The following is a 15,579-nucleotide window of genomic DNA, read 5'->3' on the forward strand; positions in this document are numbered from 1 at the left end:
AGAGAAGGAGTGCCTGCCGAAGCAGGCGGAATGGGATCAGGCCGGCAAGGTCGATCGCGCAACCTGGCTGAAAGCCGGCCGCGAAGGCCTGCTCTGCCTCACGCTGCCAACCGAATACGGCGGCGGCGGCGGCGATTTCGGCCACGCGGCCGTCCTGAACGAAGAAGTCCATCGCCTGAACCTGAGCGGCCTGGGGTTCGCGGTGCATTCGGACGTCATCGCCCCGTATATCGCGCGCATCGGCAATGAAGAGCAAAAGCAGAAGTGGCTGCCCAAGTGCTGCACCGGCGAACACATTCTCGCGATTGCGATGACCGAGCCCGGCACCGGCAGCGACCTGAAAGCCGTGCGTACGACTGCGGTGCGCCAGGGCGACGAATACGTCATTAACGGCAGCAAGACCTTCATCAGCAACGGCCTGAACGCCGACCTGGTCATCGTGATCTGCAAGACGGATCCGGCTGCGGGCTCGAAAGGCGTGAGCCTGATCGTCGTAGAAGCGGATCGCGCGGGTTTCCGGCGCGGACGCAAGCTGGAAAAGGTCGGCCAGCACGGCCAGGACACGGCGGAACTGTTCTTCGACGATGTGCGCGTGCCGGTCTCGAACCGCCTTGGCGAAGAAGGCATGGGCTTCGCCTACCTGATGGGCGAACTGCCGCAGGAACGTCTGTCTATCGCCGTCGGCGCGGCCGCGCGGCTCGAAGCGAGCCTTGAGCACACGATCAATTACGTGAAAGACCGTCGCGCCTTCAACCAGACTGTGTGGGATTTCCAGAACACCAAGTTCAAGCTCGCCGATATCAAGGCCCAGGCTATCGCCGTGCGTCTCATGGTCGATCATTACCTGTCCGAACACATGAGCCGCCGCCTCACGCTTGAAGAAGCCGCGGTGGTCAAGCTGTTCGCCACCGAATCGCTCGGCAAGGCGCTCGATGAAATGGTGCAGCTGCACGGCGGCTACGGCTATATGCTCGAATATCCGGTGGCCCGCGCGTTCGCCGATGCCCGCGTCATGCGCATCTACGGCGGCACGAGCGAAGTGATGCGCGACCTCATCTCGCGCAAGCTCTGATCAACCACCTCAGCATCCCTAACGAAGGAGACAGGACATGAGCAACAAAGTATTCGTCGCCGGCGTCGGCATGATTCCGTTCAAGAAGCCGGGTGCCAGCGAAACCTATGACGTCATGGGCGCCACTGCCGTGCGTCAGGCGCTGGCCGACGCGGGCCTCGATTACCGCGACGTGCAGCAAGCCTATGCGGGCTACGTGTACGGCGATTCCACCTGCGGACAGAAAGCGCTCTATCAGGTTGGCATGACCGGCATTCCCATCATCAACGTCAACAACAACTGCGCGACCGGCTCGTCCGCGCTGTTTCTCGCGCGCCAGGCCGTCGCCAGCGGCGCCGTCGATTGCGCGCTTGCCGTGGGCTTCGAATTCATGCAGCCAGGCGCGCTCAAGCCGTTCTTCACCGACCGCGCGAGCGCGCTCGAACGCGCCAATGTAGTCGTCGACGAACTTGTCGGCCGCCAGGAAGGACTCAGCAATGCGATCCGCCAGTTCGCGGGCGCGGGCATGATGCATATGAAGAAGTACGGCACGAAGCTCGAAACGTTCGCGGCGATCCGCGCCAAAGCCAGCCGCCATGCGGCGCGCAATCCGCTCGCGGTGTTCCGCAACGTCGTCACGACCGAGGACGTGATGGCCGCGCCGATGCTCTGGGACGGCGTGCTCACGCGCCTGATGGCGTGCCCGCCGACCTGCGGCGGCGCGGCGGCAATCGTCGTCTCGGAGTCCTTTGCAAAGAAGAAAGGCCTGCGCACTGACGTGATGATCGCGGGCCAGGCGCTCACCACCGATACGCCCAGCACCTACGACGCGCGCGACATGATCCGCGTGGTCGGCTTCGACATGGCGCAAGCGGCGGCCAATAGCGCCTATGAGCAGGCTGGCGTCGGCCCGAAGGACATCGACGTAATCGAGCTGCACGACTGCTTCGCGCAGAACGAGCTCATCAGCTACGAGGCGCTCGGGTTGTGCCATGAAGGCGAAGCCGAGAAGCTCGTCCACGACGGGCACAACACCTATGGCGGCGCGTGGGTCGTCAATCCCTCGGGCGGCCTGCTGTCGAAAGGTCACCCGCTGGGCGCAACGGGTCTCGCGCAGTGCTACGAACTCACCCAGCAATTGCGCGGCAACGCCGACGAACGCCAGGTCGATCGCGCGAAGCTCGCGCTCGCTCACAACGTGGGGCTGGGCGGCGCGTGCGTCGTGACGATCTACCAGAAGACGGCGTGATGCGGGGGCCGCACAGGAGCGATACGCCATGATCGACAAAAAATTCATCGGCCGCGTGACCGCCGATTTCATCGCCACGGCTCCCGCGAGCCAGTTGCGCTTCTTCGCGAAAGCGACGGGCGAGACCCGCCCCGAGTATCTCGACGAAGCCGCTGCGCGCGATGCAGGCCATCCCGGCCTGCCGTTGCCGCCCACGTTCCTCTTTTCGCTGGAAATGCTCGCGCCGCCCAATAGCTGGCGCGACGAAGCGGGCATCAAGCCGGAGCGCATCCTGCACGGCGAGCAGTCGTTCACGTATCACCGCATGGCTTACGCGGGCGACACGCTGCACTTTCGCACGCAGATCGCCGATATCTTCGACAAGAAAGGCGGCGCGCTCGACTTCATCGTGCGCGAGACGCGCGTGACCAACCAGCATGGCGAACACGTGGCAGACCTGCGCAGCGTGACCGTCCATCGCGCCGGTTGAACGGGAGGCACCTCATGAACCAGGCACTGACTTTCGCGCGCGTCCAGGTCGGCGACGCCCTGCCCGCGCTCACGCTCGCGCCGGTCGATCGCACCACGCTGGCGCTGTTCGCCGGGGCGTCGAACGACCATAACGCCATTCACATCGACATCGACTTCGCGCGCAAGGCCGGCATGCCGGACGTGTTCGCGCACGGCATGTTGTCGATGGCGTGGCTGGGCCGCCTGCTCACGCTGTGGGTCGACCAGCGCCAGCTTCGCCAGTTTGGCGTGCGCTTCGTGGGCATCACGCAGCTTGGCCATGCCATCACCTGCACCGGGAAAGTGGTCGAAAAGTTCGAAGCCGATGGCGAAACGCGCATCAAGGTCGAGCTTCAGACGGCGAACCAATATGGCGAGCCGCGCATCGTCGGCGACGCGGTGATCGCCCTTCAATAGACACGCTGCATCGATATCATCAGGAGAACACAATGGGTAAACTCGACGGCAAGGTGGCGCTCGTCACCGGCTCGGGGCGCGGCATCGGCCACGCCATCGCCACCAAGCTCGCCAGCGAAGGCGCGCGCCTCGTCATCAACGACCTGGATGCGGAACCGGCGCACGCCACCGTGGAGGAACTGCGCAAGATGGGCGCGCAGGCCGTCGCGTGCGTGGGCAACGTCAGCGCGCCCGATTTCGCCGAGCGCTTTATCGGCACGGCGATGAGCCACTTCAAGGGCATCGACATCATCGTCAACAACGCGGGCTATACGTGGGACGACGTCGTGCAGAAGATGAGCGACGAGCAGTGGTACGCCATCATGGACTGCCATATGACCGCGCCGTTTCGCATCCTGCGCGCCGCCTACCCGCACATCAAGGCGCTGCACGCGGCGGACAAGGAAGCCGGGCGCGACGTCTATCGCAAGGTCGTGAACATCTCGTCGGTTTCGGCGCTCAATGGCAACGCAGGTCAGATCAATTACTCGGGCGCCAAGGCTGGCATGATCGGCATGACGCGCGCGCTGGCGCGCGAGTGGGGCCGCCTGAACGTGAACGTGAACGCCGTGGCATTCGGCCTGATCCTCACACGCATGACGAGCACGGATGCGCATGCTGGCTCGACGGTCACCATCGACGGGCGCGAGATCCGCGTGGGCGTGAATCCGGAGATGCTCAAGACGCACGCGCAACGCAATCCGCTGGGACGCGGCGGCACGACGGAAGAAGCGGCAGGCGGCGTCTATCTGTTCTGCACGCCCGAGTCCAACTACATCACCGGCCAGACCATCGCCGTTGCCGGCAACATCCAGTAAGGCGACAGCCTGCCGTGCACCAAGCCCGTTCGAAGTGACGCTCGAACGGGCTTTTTTATCGCGATTTAATGCGATGTGCCACGCTACCGCCACCTGCCTTATGCCCACCCACACTGGGGGGCGCGATGGAGCACAAGACGGTTCAAGATGTCGAACCTAGGGAGCGGCCGCGTAGACCGGATTGCTATGCTCCGTGCACGCTTACAGCACATCATCGCCGTGGCGCGGCGGATCAAAAGCACTTGCCACAGAATGGCAAAACGAGAGAGCAAGGCGCGGCACGCATCGCGCCAGAATCAGGAGACAGAACAAGTGCAGACAGCAACGATTGAACCAGGCAGGGCATGGCGCACGTCGATGTTTCCGCAGCGTCCGACGTCGGTGGAACATCGCCCGGACGGCACGCTGATCCTGCGCTGCGAGACGCCGCTGCGCGCGAGCGGCAAGCACGGGCTGCCCGAGTACATCCAGCATTGGGCGCAGCAGCGCGGCGACGCCGTCGTGTTCGCCGAGCGCGACGGCGATGGCGCGTGGCGCACGCTATCGTGGAACGACTTGTGGCAGCAGGTGCAATCGGTCGGCGCGGCGCTGCTGGAGATGGGCCTGGGCGCGGACAGGCCGTTGATGCTGCTCTCGGGCAATTCGCTCGAACAGGCCGTCGTGCAGCTGGCCGCCGAGTACGCCGGTGTGCCAACAGCGCCCGTCTCGCCCGCTTACTCGCTGATCAGCAAGGACTTCGTGCGGCTCAAGGGCGTGGTGGAACTCGTGCCGCCCGCCGCGCTGTTCGTGCAGGATGCGGCGCAGTTTGCGCGCGCCGTTGATGCGATCGGTGCGATCGACACGACGCTCGCGCAGCCGGTGCCTGTGATCGCGGTCAACGGCGCGAGGGCCGGCCAGACGGCGTGGCAGACCCTGGCCAGCACGCCCTTGACGCCCGCGCGGCGTGACACGCTGGCGAGCGCACGCGCGCAGCTCACGCTCGCGCAGACCGGGCGCGTGCTGTTCACCTCCGGATCGACCGGCGTGCCCAAGGGCGTGGCCATTTCCTACGGCAACATGCATACCGTGGCCGACTATTTCGCCGATATGTTCCGCGCGATGAGCGAGCCGCAGCCGGTCTTCCTCGACTGGCTGCCCTGGCATCACGGGCTGGGCGGCCTGCTGAATTTCGCCCGCACGATCGCGCTGGGCGGCGCGCACTACATCGACGATGGCCGCCCGCTGCCGGGCCAGTTCGAGCGCACCGTGCGCAACCTGCGTGAAATCTCGCCGGTCGCGCTGACCAGCGTGCCATCGGCGTGGAGCATGCTCGCCAGCGAGCTGGAGCGCGACCCCGAGCTTGCGCGCAGCGTCTTTGCGCGCGCAGCGATCTTCAGCTACGGCGGCGCGAGCCTGCCGCGCGACGTGATCGAGCGCATCGAAGCCGTGGCCGAGCGCACCGTCGGCGAACGCGTCATGTTCTGTTCGGGACTCGCCTGCACCGAAACCAGCGGCCTGGGTATCTTCTGCGGCTGGCCAAGCGACGTGCCTGGCAACCTGGGCGTGCCGATGCCGGGCGCCGAGGTGAAGCTCGTGCCGCTCGAAGGCGGCGACGGGCGTTACGAAATCCGCATGCGCGGCCCGTTCCTGTTCTCGGGCTACGTCAAGCATCCCGAAATGACGGCCGCCGCATTCGACGGCGAAGGCTTTTACCGGCTTGGCGATCCAGTGCGGCTCGCGACGCCTGGTGACGCCCGCGGCGGGCTGCAGTTCGCGGGGCGCATCGCCGAAGACTTCAAGCTGGAGAACGGCACGTGGGTGCGCACGGGCGCGGTGCGGCTGGGCTTCGTGGAACGCTGCGCGCCGCTCGTGACCGACGCCGTCATCTGTGGCCACGACCGCGACTATGTCGGCGTGCTCGCGTGGCCTAACGTGAACGCCTGCCGCGCGCTCGCGCCGGAACTGGCCGGGATGGACGCCGAAACGCTCGTGGCGCACCCCGTCGTGATCGACGCGATTCGCACGCGCCTGAGCGCGACGCACGGCACCGGCGCGAGCGTCACGGTCAAGCGCGTGCTGCTGATGGCCGAGCCGCCGTCAATCGACGCAGGCGAGATCGCCGATAAAGGCTACGTGAACCAGGCCATCACGCGCGCGCGCCGCGCGCATCTTGTCGAAGCGCTGTATCGATGCGAGCCCGCCGCGCACGTCGCGTGCGTGCCGTGAAAGTGCGTGCAAGCACCGGGTGAAAGCCAGGTGAGAATCAGGTGAAAATCAGGGGAGATCGTCGGCGAACCAGGCGGTGTCGACGCTCCCCGGCTGCAGGTTGCGGATCAGCGCAACCGCTTCATCGCGGCTCGACACGCCGAGCTTGCCGTAGATGTTCTTCAGGTGCCATTTGACGGTCTCGGGCGAAATCGACAGCGCCCGCGCGATGCGCTTGTTCGGGATCGTGTGCACGAGCAGGCGCACGATTTCGGTTTCCCGTTCGCTGAGCAGGTCGAGTGCGCTCGCCTGTTGACGCGGCCCCCCCTCGCCGCTTGAGGCAAAGGCCCCGCGCGACGCAAGATGCGCCGATTGCAGGCGGCTCGCGTAGAACGGCAGCACGGCGTCGGCGGGATCGGACTGCGCGGCGCTGACGATCAGTTCGAGCACGTCCGGTGCGACGTCGAGCATGCTGCGCGTCAAGCCAAGCCGATGGCCGCGCCGCAGGGCGCTCACGGCCGCCCGCCGCGCCTTGTCCGCCTGGCCGCGACGTTGATCGAGCCACGCGCCGAGCAACTGGAAATGGGCGGCGTCGCGCTGCCAGCCGTGAGCGTCGCAGACGTCGATCAAGCGCAGGATCTGCTGCGCCGCGCGTTCGTCCTGGCCGTTCGCGATTGCATTCAGTATCTGGCCACGCGCCGCCTGGGCCGCAACATGCGCACGCGTGCCCGCCAGCGTCGGATCGACGCCCGCGCCCAACGCCTCCAGGCGCGCCAGGATGGCCTGCGCCTGCCCGTGCTGGCCGCATTCCAGGCGCCGCTGCACCTGATCGGCCAGACTATGCGCGACCAGGCGTTCGAGTCCATTCTGCAAGCCATATTCTTCGAGCCGCTCAAGCCACGCGAAAGCGTCGAGCTGATGCCCGGCCATCCACTGCACCGCCGACAGCACCCGCAGCACGCGCAAAACCGAATCCGGAATCGAGGTGCGCTCAAGCACGTCGATGCGCTCTTCAAGCAACTGCCGCGCCGCGTCGAGTTCGTTGAATTCGTAGAGCACCTCGCCCATCAGCGCGGCGGCGATGCAGGCGGCCTCGACGGCCTCGTTGCCGCGGCGGTCGGCTTCCGCGAGCACGTCGCGGCAGATGCGCTCGACCTGCAGGAAACGGCCTTCGAGTGCATGGCTCAGGCCCATCACGCAACGGCTGAACAGCGCGCCCGAGGGCGTGCCGACGAGCGCGATGCCATCGACGAACAGCGCGGGCGCCGAGGCCTGGATGTCGCGCACGCGTTCGAAATCGCCTTGATGCATCGCGTGCCACGACAGCAGATGATTGTGCCCGCCGATGCCGACGCTGTCCGCGTTGGCGGGCACGGCCAGCAGGTCGGGCACGATGGCCGACATCGACTCGCTGTCGTCGCGCTGCACGGCCAGCGTGCCACGCACGATCGCGAGGCGAAAGCGCGCGAGGCGGTCGTCCTCGGGCACGTCCGCGAGCAGGTGCGGCAGGCTCGCGGCACAGGCGTCGAACTCGCGCGTGAACAGTTGCAGTTGCGCCTCCCAGAGCCGCAAGCCCACGCGCGCGCGGATCTCGTCGGCGGGCAGCAGCCGCATGAGGCCCAGCAGTTTGCGCAACTCGCCGCGCAGACGCAGCTGCGGCGCAACTTCAAGCACGAGATCCGCCGCCGCGGCCGCCTCGCCCGCCAGCACGGCGTGACGCACCGCGTCGTCGGGGCGGCCGTGCTCGCGGAACCACGTCCACGCGCGGCGATGAACCTCGCGTTGCCGCGCCGCGTCCCACTGGCGAAAGCGCAGCAGCAGCGTTTCCCTGAACAGCGGATTGAATCGATACCAGGTCGCGCCCGCCGCCTCGCCCACCGGTTCGACGAACAGATGATCGCCTTCGAGGCGCGCCAGCATTTCGGGCGCGCGATCGTGCCCTGTGCCGCCCGCCGTCAACGCAACCGCCAGCGACGCGCAGAACGTCATGCAGCTCGCGAGCGCGGCGAGCACGTCGACTTCGACATCGGCGAGATGCACCAGGACTTCGCGCTCGAAATAGTCGGCGTAACCGCGCGCGTCGAGCAAATGGCTGCGCGTGATCGGCGCGGGAGATTCGGTGCGCGGCGCGCCTTTCGCATGACGGCTGCGCTCCAGGTGCAGCGAAAGCAGTTGCAGCCCGGCCACCCAGCCATCGGTCAACTCGTGCATGCGGCGCGCGTCGCGCCGGCTGACCTCGCCGAGCCGGGCCTTCAGGAATGCTTCGGATTCGGCGGCGCTCAGGCGCAGTTCGCGAATGCCAAGTTCGAGCACCCGACCGCGATCGCGCAAGCGGCCGAGCGACACCGGAATCGCGGCGCGCGACGCCATCGCAAGATGGAAATTGGCAGGCGCATAGTCGAGCAGCCATTGCAGCGTGTCGTGAATGGCCGGGTGGGTGACGCAATGCACGTCGTCGAGGATCAGCACGAGTTGCTGCGTGCGGCGGCCGATGCCGCTCACGAGCGCGATCAGCGTGCGCTCGGTGGCTTGCTCGTCCTCGCCGCGTCCGGCAAGCAGCGCGGCCTCGCGCACCATGTCTGCATCGACCTGGCCGAGGCTCGTGATCAGGTCGTCGAGCCAGCGCGCGAGATCGTTGTGTTCCGCCGAAAGCGTGAGCCAGGCGACGTCGAAGCTGAACGGCAACAGCGCCTGGTACCACGCCCCCAGCAGCGTGGTCTTGCCAAAACCCGCCGCGCCTTCGAGCACCACGCAGTGATGGCGGCGCGCCTCGGTCATCTGCGCGAGCAGGCGTTCCCGGCCGATCACGCGCGTGCTGCGCCGCGGCGGCCGCAGCCTTTGATTGACGTCGGATGTCTCGAAACCAGCAGGGGTCTGGAAGGTATCCATAGGGACGCGAGCGGCAAGTGTGGGGGGCGCGAGGCCATCGGATTGTAACCGGCGGCTTGCGCAGGGCCAGTCAGAGAAATCCCACACTGCATCAGGAGATCACGGCGATATGGGCCTCGGGAAAGTCCAGGAACAACCGATCGACAAGAACGGCGCGGTGAGCACGACACGCCGCCTGGTTGAGGTAGCCCTTGTCCGTGATTTCGCCGGCGTCGATCGAGGGTGGATCGGCGAGCAGCATGACGCGCCTGACGACGAGGCTCGCACCCGATTGTTCACACGAGCGCAGAAGTTCGGATAACTGTGCAATGACGATGGGATGCCGTACGAGCATCACGGCATCCAGCGCGTCGAGTTCGGGCGCAAGCGCGCGCAAGGCCGGGAGATTCGGCCACGCCAGCGCCGCGACATAGTCGCGGTCGTGGCCGCAGATCACGGCGTCGTTCAGCAGCGGACTGCATCGCTCCAGCAGCGCGAGCCGCAACTGGCCCACGCGCACCCAGGTGCCGCTGGCAAGCTTGAAGTCTTCGGCGATGCGCCCCGCGTAGAGCAGGCCGCGCAGCGGGTCGCGCGGGTCGGCGAGCCGCACGGCGTCGCCCAGGCGGAAGAAGCGTTCGGCGTCGAACGCGGCGGCGTCCAGTTCGGGCGCCTCGTGATAGCCGCTGAAGATCGAGCCGCCGCGCAGGCGCAGCTCGTAGCGCCCGTCTTCGCCCGCGAGCGGCACGAGCCGCGCTTCGATGCCGGGGCCCGGCAGGCCGACGTTGCCGGGCTCGCCGCCAGGCGACGCCAGGTGCGTGCCCATGCCATTCGTCTCCGTGGCGCCAAGCGAAGTGCGAAACGCGATGCGCTCGCCCACCGTGCGTTCGGCGACGCGCTGGATGCGCGCCCACACATCGTGCGAGAGGCCCGCTCCGCCGTAACCGAAGCTCACGAGCCGCGCAAACAGTTTCTGCGCGAGCGCATCGTCGCGCTCCAGCGCATCGGCGAGCATCGCGAACGCGGCGGGCGCACTGGCGAACATCGTCGGCGAGATCTCGCGCAGGTTGCGCAGCGTTCGCTCGAAACGCCCTGGTTGCGGCGCACCATCGTCGAGGTAGTGGCTCGCGCCCGTCACCATCGCGCGCCCAAACCCGAGCAGGCCGCCCATCGTGTGATGCCACGGCATCCAGTCGAGAAACACCGGCTGCGGATCGGCAAGCGGGCCGAACAGGAACGCCAGATAGGCAGTCACTTCGCGCAGGTTGGCGTGGCTCATGACGACGGCTTTCGGCACGCCGGTCGAGCCGGAAGTAAAGAGGATGCGCAGCGTGTCGGCGGGCTGGATGGCCGCGCGCGCGCCAGCGAGCGCGGCGATGCGCGCGGGCGTGAGCGCGGTCGCTGCGAGCGTCGACCAGGCGTAGCGGCTAGCGGTCGCGCCGTTGACGGCAATGACGGGCGCCGCGTCCGCGCCCAGCGCCGCAATCGCAGACGCATGCGCGGCACGATCCTGCACGAAGAGCGCGGCAGGACGCACGCAGGCATAAAGCTGCTTGAGCCGGGCGAAATCGCGGCCCGCCTGCGAACAGGCTGGCGAAACCGGCGCGGTGGGCACGCCCGCGTATTCGGCGGCGAGCAGCAGCAGCGCCTGCTCGATCGAGTTGCCCGACAGCAGCATGACCGGGCGTTGCGGGCCCAGGCCGAGATCGAGCAAGGCCGCCGCGATCGCCCTCACCTGCCGCCAGAGTTCGGCCCAGGTGATCGAGCGCCATGCGCCGCTGGCGTCGCGCTCGCTGAACGCGGTCGCTGTCCCGCGTTGCTGCGCCCAGCAAGCCGCGGAATCGACGAAGCCGCTTTGCGGCACGGCGGGCGCGGCCGGCGACGACAGGAGCAGGCTGCCATCGGGCAGCGTGCGCAGCGTCGTGGGCCATGCCGGGACACGCGCGCTGCGGTAACGCGGCGCACGCGGATACTCGAAGATGGACTGCTGCATGCCTCGCTCCCCTGGATAGGCGCGCCGCCGACCGCCGATTCAGGACAATCGGGACAGTCGGGCGAAACGCATCGACCCAAGGGAGTGTGGAGACTGGCGCGCCGTTGCACACCTACTCGCAACGGGGGGCTGTTTGGGCGCCTTTTAGGCGCCCACTGATTGACATGCACGCAAGACGGGCGCAAGCGCCCGCATGACCGCTTACTCGTTTTCTTCGAAGTAGTGGCCGAACTTGACCTGCTTCGTGCGGATATAGCGCTCGTTTTCCTCGCGCATCGGGATCGCCAGCGCGACGCGTTCGATCACCGGAATGCCGTGCTTCGAAAGCGTGTCGAACTTCTTCGGATTGTTGCTCATCAGGCGCACCGAGCTGACCTTGAGCATGCGCAGGATCGCCGCCGCCGAATCGTATTCGCGCGCGTCGTCGGGCAGGCCGAGGTCGAGGTTCGCCTCGACGGTGTCGCGGCCCTGCTGCTGGAGCTGATACGCGCGGATCTTGTTCGACAGGCCGATGCCGCGGCCTTCATGGCCACGCAGGTAGAGCAGCACGCCGCGCCCTTCGGCGGCGATGTAGCGCAGCGCGAGATCGAGCTGTTCGCCGCAGTCGCAGCGGTAGGAGCCGAACACGTCGCCGGTCAGGCATTCGGAGTGCAGGCGCGCCAGCACGGGCTCGCCGCTTCCCACATCGCCCATCACGAGCGCGCAGTGTTCGGCGCCGCCGTCTTTCACGCGATAGACGTAGGACTCGAAGGTGCCGTAACGGGTCGGCAGCGTGGCGCTCGCGTCAAGCACGACGCATTCGTTGGCGTTGTCGCCGTCAGCACAGGACGGCTCTTGAAGCGTAGGCATGATCTGGAACAAATGACTGGCAAAAACCGGCGCGATGCCGGGTTGAAGTTAGGAATCGGAGTGTACCGCCATTTGGCCTGGGCCGCCCCGCGCACCTCTGGCAGCCTGCGCAAGCCAGGCAGCCCGGATCGGCATGAAGCATGCCCGCACAGCGCCGCGCGCGGGCCAACCCCGCGCTTACCCCGACGCCGCGCGCGCGGCCGTCCGCCTATACTGCAATGGCTTTCTTCCCCCGGCGGAAACGGCGCGCCCCGCGCCGGGCAATAACCGAACCGATCAAACGACAAGAAGGACGAACCGGAGTCGCCCTATGACGAGCGTTGCACAGGTACTCAAATCCAAGCCGGAACAGGTTGTTCATACGATCGGCGCCAACGATTCCGTCTATGACGCCATCCGCCTGATGGCCGAAAAGCACATCGGCGCGCTGGTGGTGCTGGACGGCGAAGCCATCGTCGGCATCGTCACCGAGCGCGATTACGCGCGCAAGATCGTGCTGATGGATCGCTCCTCGAAGACGACCGCCGTGCGCGACATCATGACCCCGCATGTGCGTTTCGTGCAGCTCGACCAGACCACCTACGACTGTATGGCGCTGATGACCGAACGGCGCATGCGCCACCTGCCGGTCATGGAAGACGGCAAGCTCATCGGCATGGTGTCGATCGGCGACCTGGTGAAGGAAATCATCGCCGAACAGCAGTTCACGATCTCGCAGCTGGAGCATTACATCACCGGCGGCCCTGGCACCTGAGGACGCAACTGCACCCGCTCGCATGTTCAAGCACACAGGCTTCGCTTAGGCCAGCCACGAAAAAAGCCCAATCCGGGGGCGGGTTGGGCGAAGCCACCATACGGCGGCGGAGGTTCCACGCATGAAAAATCACGCGAAGGTGCGAGTCGGGGCGTGACAGTCGAATACTGGCGATATCGGACGCGGCCTGCTTCAAGCAGGCCGCGTGCTTTGGCACGCCGCGACGATGGGATCAGCTAAAGCGCAATGGCTGGCCTGGTCGGCTCGATTGGCTCAGTTGCCGAAACTCAGTTGCCAAAATAAACCCGTTGCGACGGCGCAATCTGTGCAGGCTGGGCGCCCGACTGCGACGAGCCCATCGAAGCGCCGCCGTAGCTGGTGTCGGCGGTCGGCTGGGTCTGGGCAACGGCCTGTTGCTGCGCAACGCGCGCTTCGGCTGCCTGGATGTCACGCGGATAGGTTGCGTCGTCGGCGATCGCGGGGTTGTAGCCCGCCTGTTCGATCTGGACGAGTTCGGCGCGCACTTCGGCGCGGGTCTTGGGAGCGTTGTTCTGGTCGACCGACTGCGCAAACGACAGTGCCGGTGCGGCCACGAGCGCCGCGACGAACGCGGCCTGAATCAGGGTACGGGTCTTCATGATATTTACCTCCATCGCTTGTTGTGCCGGGCCTCGGTGCTGCATCGATCGCTGCGTTGATCGTCATGCGTCGGGCCAGTGCTTAGAAGTCTATGAAGACAGGCGACCAGGGGAAATACTTATTTCTCCAAAATACAGTTCCGCTATGAGCAACAATGCGGCGTCCGCAAGGATCGCCGTAAAAATCCGATCCAACCCGTTTTTCAGGCGATTGAAAGCAGCTTGCGCGGGCCGCTGACGTAAGGATTGCCAATCTCGTAGAAGCGCAGTGGTCGGTCTTGCTCCCGCGACAAACCAATCCGCGTGGTGACGCCCACTCCCTGTTGCGGCGGCGCGGCGGCGTCCAGGCGACCGATCCACAGTTCCTCTCCCGCGCAAAGATCCACGCCATCGAATCGCGCGCCAACCCCAAACGCCTGCGTGAGCTTGCCCGGCCCGCGCGTCAGGTCGCGCAGCGGCGCGCCCGGCCTGCGCGACGCCATCGCGTCCAGGCCTTCGAGCGGCTCGACGGCACGAAACAGCACGCCCGCGCCCACGCCTTCCGCTTCGCTCGACATATTGAGCATGTACGACACGCCGTAGGTGAGCCGCACGTACGCATGCCCACGCGAGAGAAACAGCGACGCATTCCACCCGCGCGGCCCGATGAAGGCGTGCCCGGTGGAGTCGCCGGGCGGATACCCCTCGATCTCGACGAGACGGCCCACCAGCCGTCCCTCGGGCAGATCGTGGACGAGATACTTGCCGACCATGAAGCGCGCGAGTGCGACGGTCTCCACGGGCAGATCGGCACGGCACAGCGGCACGATCGGCAATGGCGACGATGACGAATGCGCGGCGGACGCCTGAACCGCGACAGCGCCCGCCGCCCGCTTCATTGCGCCGCCTGCGACTCGGGTTGCGTCGCTGCGCGCAACTTCGCAACATCGCCCGCGCCGACCGCGCCCGCCTTGTTGTTCCAGCCGCCGCGAATGAAGCTCAGCACATCGGCGATCTGCTGGTCGTTGAGCTGATCCCGATACGGCGGCATGGGGTACGGCGCGGGCATGCCCTGGATCACGAGGTCGCCGGTGCCGTTGAGCGTCACGTTGATGAGCGACGCGGGCTCCTTTTCCAGCACGTTCGGATTGCCCGCGAGCGGCGCGAACATCGGCGCCAGGCCGCGTCCGTCGACGCCGTGACAGTGCATGCAAAACGCCGTGTAGACGCGCGCCCCCGCATCGTTCGCGGGCCGCGCGAGCGATACCTTCGTTGCCTGTGCATCGTAGGCATAGGCCGGCCCGCCATCGCCGCCCGCCGGCGGCAGCGACTTGAGATAGCCCGCTATCGCGCTGACATCGGCGTCGCTCATCGCCTGGGTGCTGTTGTTGATCACGCTCGTCATCGCGCCGAACGCCGACGCGTGCTGGTTCGCCCCGGTCTTGAGGAACTGCGCGAGGTCGGCCTGGCTCCAGCGTCCCAGGCCGGTGTTGTGCTCGCCGGTCAGGTTCGAGGCGAACCAGTTGTCGAGCAGCGCGCCGCTCAGGTACTCGGTGCCGCTTTCATCGAGCGCCTGCTCGTTGAAGCCGATGCCGCGCGGCGTATGGCACGAGCCGCAGTGCCCCAGCCCCTGCACGAGATACGCGCCGCGATTCCAGGCCGCATCCTTGCCCGGCTTGTCCTGATAGACGCCCTTCTTGAGGAACACGAGGTTCCACAGCTTGAGCGGCCAGCGCATGTTCATCGGCCACTTGATGTCGCTCTCGCGATTGGGCTCCTTGACCGACTGCACGCCATGCATGAAGTACGCGTAGAGCGCGGCCACGTCGTCGTCGCGCACTTTCGCGTAGGACGGGTACGGCATGGCCGGGTAAAGGTTGTGGCCGTCCTTCGCCACGCCCTCGCGCAGCGCGCGCGCGAAATCGTCGAGCGTATAACCGCCAATGCCCGTGTCCGGATCGGGCGTGATGTTGGTCGTGTAGATGTGACCCATCGGCGTGGCCATCGACAGGCCGCCCGCGAACGGCTTGCCGTGGGGCGCGGTGTGGCAGGCCGCGCAGTCGCCCGCCTGCGCCAGGTACGCGCCGCGCTGGATCGTGGCGGCATCGGCGCTGGCTGGCGCGCTGGCGGTCGCATCCGCCGCGAACGCATAGGCGGGCGCAAAGGCCACCACGATTGCGGTCGTCGCGGCGGCCAGGCAGTTAGTAGCAAATCCTCGCGCGATGGAGGATGCGTTGAATGGCTTCATCGTCGT

The 15,579-nt window shown here is 66.7% G+C and carries 13 protein-coding genes; 7 read left to right on the plus strand and 6 right to left on the minus strand.

Features of this window, described 5'->3' with window-relative positions; all coding sequences use genetic code 11:
* The 6 genes from BBA01S_RS28690 to BBA01S_RS28715 form a co-directional block, all read left to right on the plus strand.
* Window positions 1-1,072: acyl-CoA dehydrogenase family protein (locus BBA01S_RS28690; protein ID WP_027819458.1), on the plus strand; the 1,072-nt coding region annotated here is incomplete at its 5' end.
* A 37-nt stretch (window positions 1,073-1,109) separates the two neighbouring features.
* Entirely contained in the window at window positions 1,110-2,300 is a 1,191-nt protein-coding gene (locus BBA01S_RS28695) for a lipid-transfer protein (RefSeq protein ID WP_027819459.1), read from the plus strand.
* Between the two features lie 28 nt (window positions 2,301-2,328).
* The gene (locus tag BBA01S_RS28700; RefSeq protein WP_027819460.1) at window positions 2,329-2,769 is read left to right on the plus strand and encodes a MaoC family dehydratase N-terminal domain-containing protein; all 441 of its coding nucleotides are present in this window, start codon (window positions 2,329-2,331) and stop codon (window positions 2,767-2,769) included.
* A 14-nt stretch (window positions 2,770-2,783) separates the two neighbouring features.
* The gene (locus BBA01S_RS28705) at window positions 2,784-3,206 is read left to right on the plus strand and encodes a MaoC family dehydratase (protein ID WP_027819461.1); all 423 of its coding nucleotides are present in this window, start codon (window positions 2,784-2,786) and stop codon (window positions 3,204-3,206) included.
* Between the two features lie 32 nt (window positions 3,207-3,238).
* A complete protein-coding gene (locus BBA01S_RS28710) occupies window positions 3,239-4,063 on the plus strand; it encodes an SDR family NAD(P)-dependent oxidoreductase (protein ID WP_027819462.1) in 825 nt (274 codons plus the stop codon).
* Window positions 4,064-4,420: 357 nt separating this feature from the next.
* Window positions 4,421-6,268, plus strand: coding sequence for a feruloyl-CoA synthase (locus BBA01S_RS28715; protein ID WP_042298062.1), 1,848 nt, complete (start codon window positions 4,421-4,423; stop codon window positions 6,266-6,268).
* Window positions 6,269-6,316: 48 nt separating this feature from the next.
* Here BBA01S_RS28715 and BBA01S_RS28720 read toward each other — a convergent pair whose 3' ends face one another.
* The 3 genes from BBA01S_RS28720 to ribA form a co-directional block, all read right to left on the minus strand.
* Window positions 6,317-9,055 (minus strand): LuxR C-terminal-related transcriptional regulator, encoded by a 2,739-nt coding sequence (locus BBA01S_RS28720; RefSeq protein WP_245641620.1) that lies wholly within the window; start codon window positions 9,053-9,055, stop codon window positions 6,317-6,319.
* Between the two features lie 172 nt (window positions 9,056-9,227).
* The gene (locus tag BBA01S_RS28725) at window positions 9,228-11,105 is read right to left on the minus strand and encodes an AMP-binding protein (RefSeq protein ID WP_027819465.1); all 1,878 of its coding nucleotides are present in this window, start codon (window positions 11,103-11,105) and stop codon (window positions 9,228-9,230) included.
* A gap of 201 nt (window positions 11,106-11,306) precedes the next feature.
* Window positions 11,307-11,954 carry a GTP cyclohydrolase II gene (ribA, locus tag BBA01S_RS28730; RefSeq protein WP_027819466.1) on the minus strand — a complete coding sequence of 216 codons (648 nt, stop codon included), beginning with the start codon at window positions 11,952-11,954 and terminating at the stop codon, window positions 11,307-11,309.
* Between the two features lie 310 nt (window positions 11,955-12,264).
* Between ribA and BBA01S_RS28735 the strand changes: the two genes are divergently transcribed.
* Window positions 12,265-12,708: a CBS domain-containing protein gene (locus BBA01S_RS28735; protein WP_027819467.1), complete on the plus strand. Its 444-nt coding sequence runs from the start codon at window positions 12,265-12,267 to the stop codon at window positions 12,706-12,708.
* A gap of 287 nt (window positions 12,709-12,995) precedes the next feature.
* Here the strand turns inward: BBA01S_RS28735 and BBA01S_RS28740 are convergent, their stop codons facing one another.
* From BBA01S_RS28740 to BBA01S_RS28750, 3 genes are all read right to left on the minus strand, one after another.
* Complete coding sequence (locus tag BBA01S_RS28740) at window positions 12,996-13,346, minus strand: DUF4148 domain-containing protein (protein ID WP_027819468.1); 351 nt, start codon at window positions 13,344-13,346, stop codon at window positions 12,996-12,998.
* Window positions 13,347-13,549: 203 nt separating this feature from the next.
* Complete coding sequence (locus BBA01S_RS28745) at window positions 13,550-14,224, minus strand: DNA-3-methyladenine glycosylase (protein ID WP_084162600.1); 675 nt, start codon at window positions 14,222-14,224, stop codon at window positions 13,550-13,552.
* Window positions 14,221-15,573, minus strand: a complete 1,353-nt coding sequence (locus BBA01S_RS28750) for a c-type cytochrome (protein ID WP_084162601.1) — start codon at window positions 15,571-15,573, stop codon at window positions 14,221-14,223. The genes BBA01S_RS28745 and BBA01S_RS28750 overlap by 4 nt, the downstream gene beginning before the upstream one ends.
* Window positions 15,574-15,579: the final 6 nt, after the last annotated feature.

This window comes from Paraburkholderia bannensis NBRC 103871, from assembly GCF_000685015.1.
In the GTDB taxonomy this organism is placed as follows: domain Bacteria; phylum Pseudomonadota; class Gammaproteobacteria; order Burkholderiales; family Burkholderiaceae; genus Paraburkholderia; species Paraburkholderia bannensis.

Excerpts from the sequence above, each read along its gene's own strand:
- BBA01S_RS28700 (WP_027819460.1), top strand. The coding sequence starts at position 2,329 with ATGATCGACAAAAAATTCATCGGCCGCGTGACCGCCGATTTCATCGCC.
- BBA01S_RS28715 (WP_042298062.1), top strand. The coding sequence starts at position 4,421 with ATGTTTCCGCAGCGTCCGACGTCGGTGGAACATCGCCCGGACGGCACG.
- BBA01S_RS28705 (WP_027819461.1), top strand. The coding sequence starts at position 2,784 with ATGAACCAGGCACTGACTTTCGCGCGCGTCCAGGTCGGCGACGCCCTG.
- BBA01S_RS28710 (WP_027819462.1), top strand. The coding sequence starts at position 3,239 with ATGGGTAAACTCGACGGCAAGGTGGCGCTCGTCACCGGCTCGGGGCGC.
- BBA01S_RS28725 (WP_027819465.1), bottom strand. The coding sequence starts at position 11,105 with ATGCAGCAGTCCATCTTCGAGTATCCGCGTGCGCCGCGTTACCGCAGC.
- BBA01S_RS28745 (WP_084162600.1), bottom strand. The coding sequence starts at position 14,224 with ATGAAGCGGGCGGCGGGCGCTGTCGCGGTTCAGGCGTCCGCCGCGCAT.
- ribA (WP_027819466.1), bottom strand. The coding sequence starts at position 11,954 with ATGCCTACGCTTCAAGAGCCGTCCTGTGCTGACGGCGACAACGCCAAC.
- BBA01S_RS28750 (WP_084162601.1), bottom strand. The coding sequence starts at position 15,573 with ATGAAGCCATTCAACGCATCCTCCATCGCGCGAGGATTTGCTACTAAC.
- BBA01S_RS28695 (WP_027819459.1), top strand. The coding sequence starts at position 1,110 with ATGAGCAACAAAGTATTCGTCGCCGGCGTCGGCATGATTCCGTTCAAG.
- BBA01S_RS28740 (WP_027819468.1), bottom strand. The coding sequence starts at position 13,346 with ATGAAGACCCGTACCCTGATTCAGGCCGCGTTCGTCGCGGCGCTCGTG.
- BBA01S_RS28735 (WP_027819467.1), top strand. The coding sequence starts at position 12,265 with ATGACGAGCGTTGCACAGGTACTCAAATCCAAGCCGGAACAGGTTGTT.